Origin of the sequence: Cupriavidus basilensis, from assembly GCF_029335485.1 — a bacterium.
Taxonomy (GTDB): domain Bacteria; phylum Pseudomonadota; class Gammaproteobacteria; order Burkholderiales; family Burkholderiaceae; genus Cupriavidus; species Cupriavidus basilensis_E.
Genome location: NZ_JARJLM010000552.1, coordinates 1 through 4,168 on the forward strand (window position 1 = coordinate 1; position 4,168 = coordinate 4,168).

The following is a 4,168-nucleotide window of genomic DNA, read 5'->3' on the forward strand; positions in this document are numbered from 1 at the left end:
GGCGCTGTATTACGGCGCCAGCGCCTTGCTCACGATCTCGCGCACGTCGCGGGACAGGTCGCTGGCTGCCGCGACCTGTTCCAGCGCCGCGCGCATGCGGTCGCGCAGCGGCAGCGCGTATTTCTGCCAGCGGTCCATCACGCGCGCCAGGCGCGACGCCACCTGCGGGTTGATGGCGTCCAGCGCCAGCACCTGCTCGGCCCAGAAGGCGTAGCCCGAGCCGTCCTCGGCATGGAACTGGGCCGGGTTGGCCGCGCAGAAGCTGAAGATCAGCGAACGCGCGCGGTTGGGGTTGCGCAGGTTGAAGGCAGGGTGCTGCATCAGTGCGCGCACCGTGTCGATGGTGTGCTTGCCCGCATGGCTGCCCTGGGGGCCCACCGTACCGCGCTGCATGCCCTGCAGCGCGAACCATTTGTCGATCACCAGCGCGTCCTGCTCGAAGCGCTGGTAAAAGTCGGCCAGCGCGGCTTCGCGGCCGGGGGCGAAGGTGTTGACCAGCGCGCTCAGCGCGGCGGAGCGGTCCGTCATATTGTCGGCCGACTGGTATTGCGCCCCGGCCAGCGCCTGCATGGCGGCGTCGCCGCTATCGGCCAGGTAGCCCAGTGCCAGGTTGCGCAGCGCGCGCTTGCCGGACGACACCGCGTCGGGGCTGTACTCGCCCGGCGTGGCATTGGCCTCGAAGGCGGCCAGCCAGTCGGCCTGCAGCGCGCGTGCCAGCGCCTCCCGCATGAACTGGCGGGCGCGGTGGATGGCGGCTGGATCGGCCACGCCCATGCGCTCGGCCAGGTAGGCTTCGGCGGGCAGGGTCAGCGCCTGCTCGCGGAAGGCGGGGCTGAGCTGCTGGTCGTTGAGCACGGTGCGCAACGCAGCCACCAGGGCCGGATCGAGCTTGAGCTCGCGGCCGGCCTGGGAATCGGCCACCAGTTGCAGCAGCGCCCGCGTGGTCAGGCGCTGGCCTGCTTCCCAGCGGTTGAACGGGTCGCTGTCGTGGGCCAGCAGGAAGGTGAGCTGCGCCTCGCTGTATTCGGCATCGACGATGACCGGCGCGGAGAAGTCGCGCAGCAGCGAGGGCAGCGGCGGCTCGGCGCCGCGCGGCAGGTTGATGAAGCGGAAGCTCTGCTCGGCCTCGGTGAAGTCGAGCACGCGCGTGGTGGCGCCGGGCTGGTGCTCGCCTGCGAGCTGCAGGGGCAGATCGGCGCCATCGGCATCGAGCAGGCCCAGTGCGAAGGGGATATGGAAAGGCAGCTTGTCCGGGGTGCCGGGGTGCGTTTCGATACCGACCTTGGGGCAGCTTTGCGACAGCGTCAGCGTCAGGCTGCCATCGGCGCCGTCCCAAGCGGTGCGTACCGCCACCACCGGCGTGCCGGCCTGGCTGTACCAGCGGCCGAACCGGGTCAGGTCGCGGCCGTTGGCGTCGGCCATGGCAGCGCGGAAATCGTCGCAGGTCACGGCCTGGCCGTCGTGGCGCTGGAAATACAGGTCCATGCCCTTGCGGAATCCGTCGCGGCCCAGCAGGGTCTGGTACATGCGGACGACCTCGGCGCCTTTCTCGTACACCGTGACGGTGTAGAAGTTGTTGATTTCCTCGTAGCTGTCGGGCCGCACCGGGTGGGCCATCGGGCCGGCGTCCTCGGGGAACTGCACCTGGCGCAGCACGCGTACGTCCTCGATGCGCTTGACCGCGCGGCCGGATTCCGAGCCCATCATGTCGGCCGAGAATTCCTGGTCGCGGAACACCGTCAGGCCTTCCTTGAGCGAGAGCTGGAACCAGTCGCGGCAGGTCACGCGGTTGCCGGTCCAGTTGTGGAAGTACTCATGCCCGACCACCGATTCGATATTGCCGAAGTCGGCATCGGTGGCGGTCTGGGCGTTGGCCAGCACGTACTTGGTGTTGAAGATATTGAGTCCCTTGTTCTCCATCGCGCCCATGTTGAAGTCGCCCACGGCGACGATCATGAAGCGGTCGAGATCGAGTTCCAGGCCAAAGCGCCGCTCGTCCCAGCGGATCGAGTGGATCAGCGAATCCATGGCGTGGCGCGTCTTGGGCAGGTCCTGCGGTTCGACCCAGACCTGCAGCAGTTTTTCCTTGCCCGAGGCGGAGACGATGCGTTCCTCGATGCATTCCAGTTTGCCGGCCACCAGCGCGAACAGGTAGGCAGGCTTCTTGAACGGGTCTTCCCAGACGGCTTCATGGCGTCCGTCGGGCAGCTCGCGCTCGCTGACCAGGTTGCCGTTGGACAGCAGCACGGGATAAGCCGCGCGCTGCGCGCGCAGGGTGACCCGGAAGGTCGACATCACGTCCGGCCGGTCCAGGTAGTAGGTGATCTTGCGGAAGCCCTCGGCCTCGCACTGGGTAAAGAAGTTGCCATTGGAAACGTAGAGGCCGGACAGCGATGTATTGGCGGCCGGCTGGCAGGCGGTGACGATTTCCAGCGTGCCCTGCGCGGGCAGTTCGGGCAGGGTCAGGCAGTCCGCGGCCTGGCGCGCGTCCGCCAGGGGTTTGCCGTCCAGGCTGACGCCGACCAGTTCCAGTTCCTCGCCGGCCAGCACCAGCGGGCCGGGCGCCTGGCGGGTGAAGCGCAGGGTATTGGTGACCACCGTGCGTGCCGGATCGAGTTCAAGCACCAGGTCGACGTGTTCGAAGGCGAAGGCCGGCGGAGTATAGTCTTTGCGATGGACGGTAACGGGCGTGTCGGTGCGCAGCATGAAGGAATCCTGTCCTCTGAGGGCCACTTTGGGCGTCATGGTCGCCACGGGACGGCAAGGGCGGCTGAACCGGGCAGGGCGGAAAGCCGCCGCCTGGCCGCATGCCGGCATGGCACTAAAGAACCCATTGTAGCCAAGCGGGGGCGCGCTGGCTCGGAGGTGGCGCGCCGGCGGCCGCGCCACGATGGAATTCAGCGGGCCCGGCGCGGTCTCAAGTACACATCGGACAATGAATCTGCAAGGGGCATCATGAAGGAACTATGGCTGGGCAAGGCGTGGGGGCGCTTCGCCGGCGGGCGCTGGAGCAGCAGGCTGATGGCAGGCGCGGCGCTGCTCGGCGTGGCGCTGCTGTCGGGCTGCGCCAGCACCGTCACGACCGAAGTGACAGCTTTCCAGCAGGGCAACTGGCAGAACGATCCACCGCGTACCTATGCCTTCGAGCGTAGCGCCGGGAAGGAAGCGCAGCTCGAGCAGCAGACCTATGAGCAATGGCTGGCACAGGCGCTCGCCGGCCTTGGCTTCGAACAGGTGGCGCGTCCGCAGGCGCATTACCTGGTCAGCATGGAGTACGACAGCGACGCGCGGGTGCTGCGGGTGCAGGAGACCACCTACCCGGACCTCTGGTATCCAGGTCCTTATGGCCCGTACGGCCCGTACTGGGGGCCGTACTACCGCCCCTGGGGCCCCTGGGGCTGGGGTGCTCCGGGCTACTGGCCGCCGCAGACCACGGTGCGCGACGTGCCGGTGACGCTGTCCACCCTGCGTGTGTTCTTCAAGGATGCATCGACCGGGCGCCGGGTTTACCAGGTTACCGCCCGCCATCAAGGCGAGGGTGCCTCCCTGCAGGCCGCCATGCCTTACCTGATACGCAGCGCCTTCGCCCAGTTCCCGGCGGAGAGCGGCCGGCCGAGGCGCGTGACCTTGCCGCTGGATCCCGCCGACAAGTCGTAGGAGCAGAAGCGGGTATTGCCCGCGCGGCGGTAAAAACAGAATTGCCCGGCGAAAAGCCCCAAAACCCTGGATGCCCCAGCGGGAGGGGCTTCGCGCCGGGCTTGGGTGAGCTAGAATGACGGCTCGATTTTTCCGGCCCAAGCCGCCGGAGCCCGACCTGGCAGTCGCGATGGAAGATTCCGGCAAGCGCGCCGGATACGACCGGCGCGACCCCGGCGGGCACTGGCTGGGCCACTTCCTGGACGAGCATAATGACCAGCAAGACCGGCGGTGATGCACCGCAACATGCCCCCAACAGTCCTGAAGCGCAATTGCGCCTGGCCGCGCTGGAATACCACCGCAGCCCGACCAAGGGCAAGATCCAGGTAAACGCGACCAAGGCGCTGTCCAACCAGCGCGACCTGTCCCTGGCCTACTCCCCGGGCGTGGCCTACGCCTGTGAAGAGATCGCCAAGGACCCGGCCATGGCGGCCGAGTACACCTCGCGCGGCAACCTGGTGGCGGTGATCAC

3 protein-coding genes and 1 pseudogene are annotated in these 4,168 nt (G+C 67.8%); 3 read left to right on the forward strand and 1 reads right to left on the reverse strand.

Going from position 1 to position 4,168, the window contains the following annotated elements:
- Positions 1–9 precede the first annotated feature (9 nt).
- On the reverse strand, positions 10–2,706 hold the full coding sequence (gene pepN, locus P3W85_RS34430) for an aminopeptidase N (RefSeq protein ID WP_276268051.1): 2,697 nt from the start codon (positions 2,704–2,706) through the stop codon (positions 10–12).
- 315 nt (positions 2,707–3,021) lie between these two features.
- On the opposite strand from pepN, the gene P3W85_RS34435 reads away from it, so the two are divergent.
- From P3W85_RS34435 to P3W85_RS34445, 3 genes and pseudogenes are all read left to right on the forward strand, one after another.
- Positions 3,022–3,657 (forward strand): DUF4136 domain-containing protein, encoded by a 636-nt coding sequence (locus P3W85_RS34435; protein ID WP_276268053.1) that lies wholly within the window; start codon positions 3,022–3,024, stop codon positions 3,655–3,657.
- A 115-nt stretch (positions 3,658–3,772) separates the two neighbouring features.
- Positions 3,773–3,931 carry a hypothetical protein gene (locus P3W85_RS34440; RefSeq protein WP_276268052.1) on the forward strand — a complete coding sequence of 53 codons (159 nt, stop codon included), beginning with the start codon at positions 3,773–3,775 and terminating at the stop codon, positions 3,929–3,931.
- A pseudogene (locus P3W85_RS34445) lies at positions 3,909–4,168 on the forward strand (NADP-dependent malic enzyme); the annotation flags it as partial. The gene P3W85_RS34440 and the pseudogene P3W85_RS34445, both read left to right, overlap by 23 nt.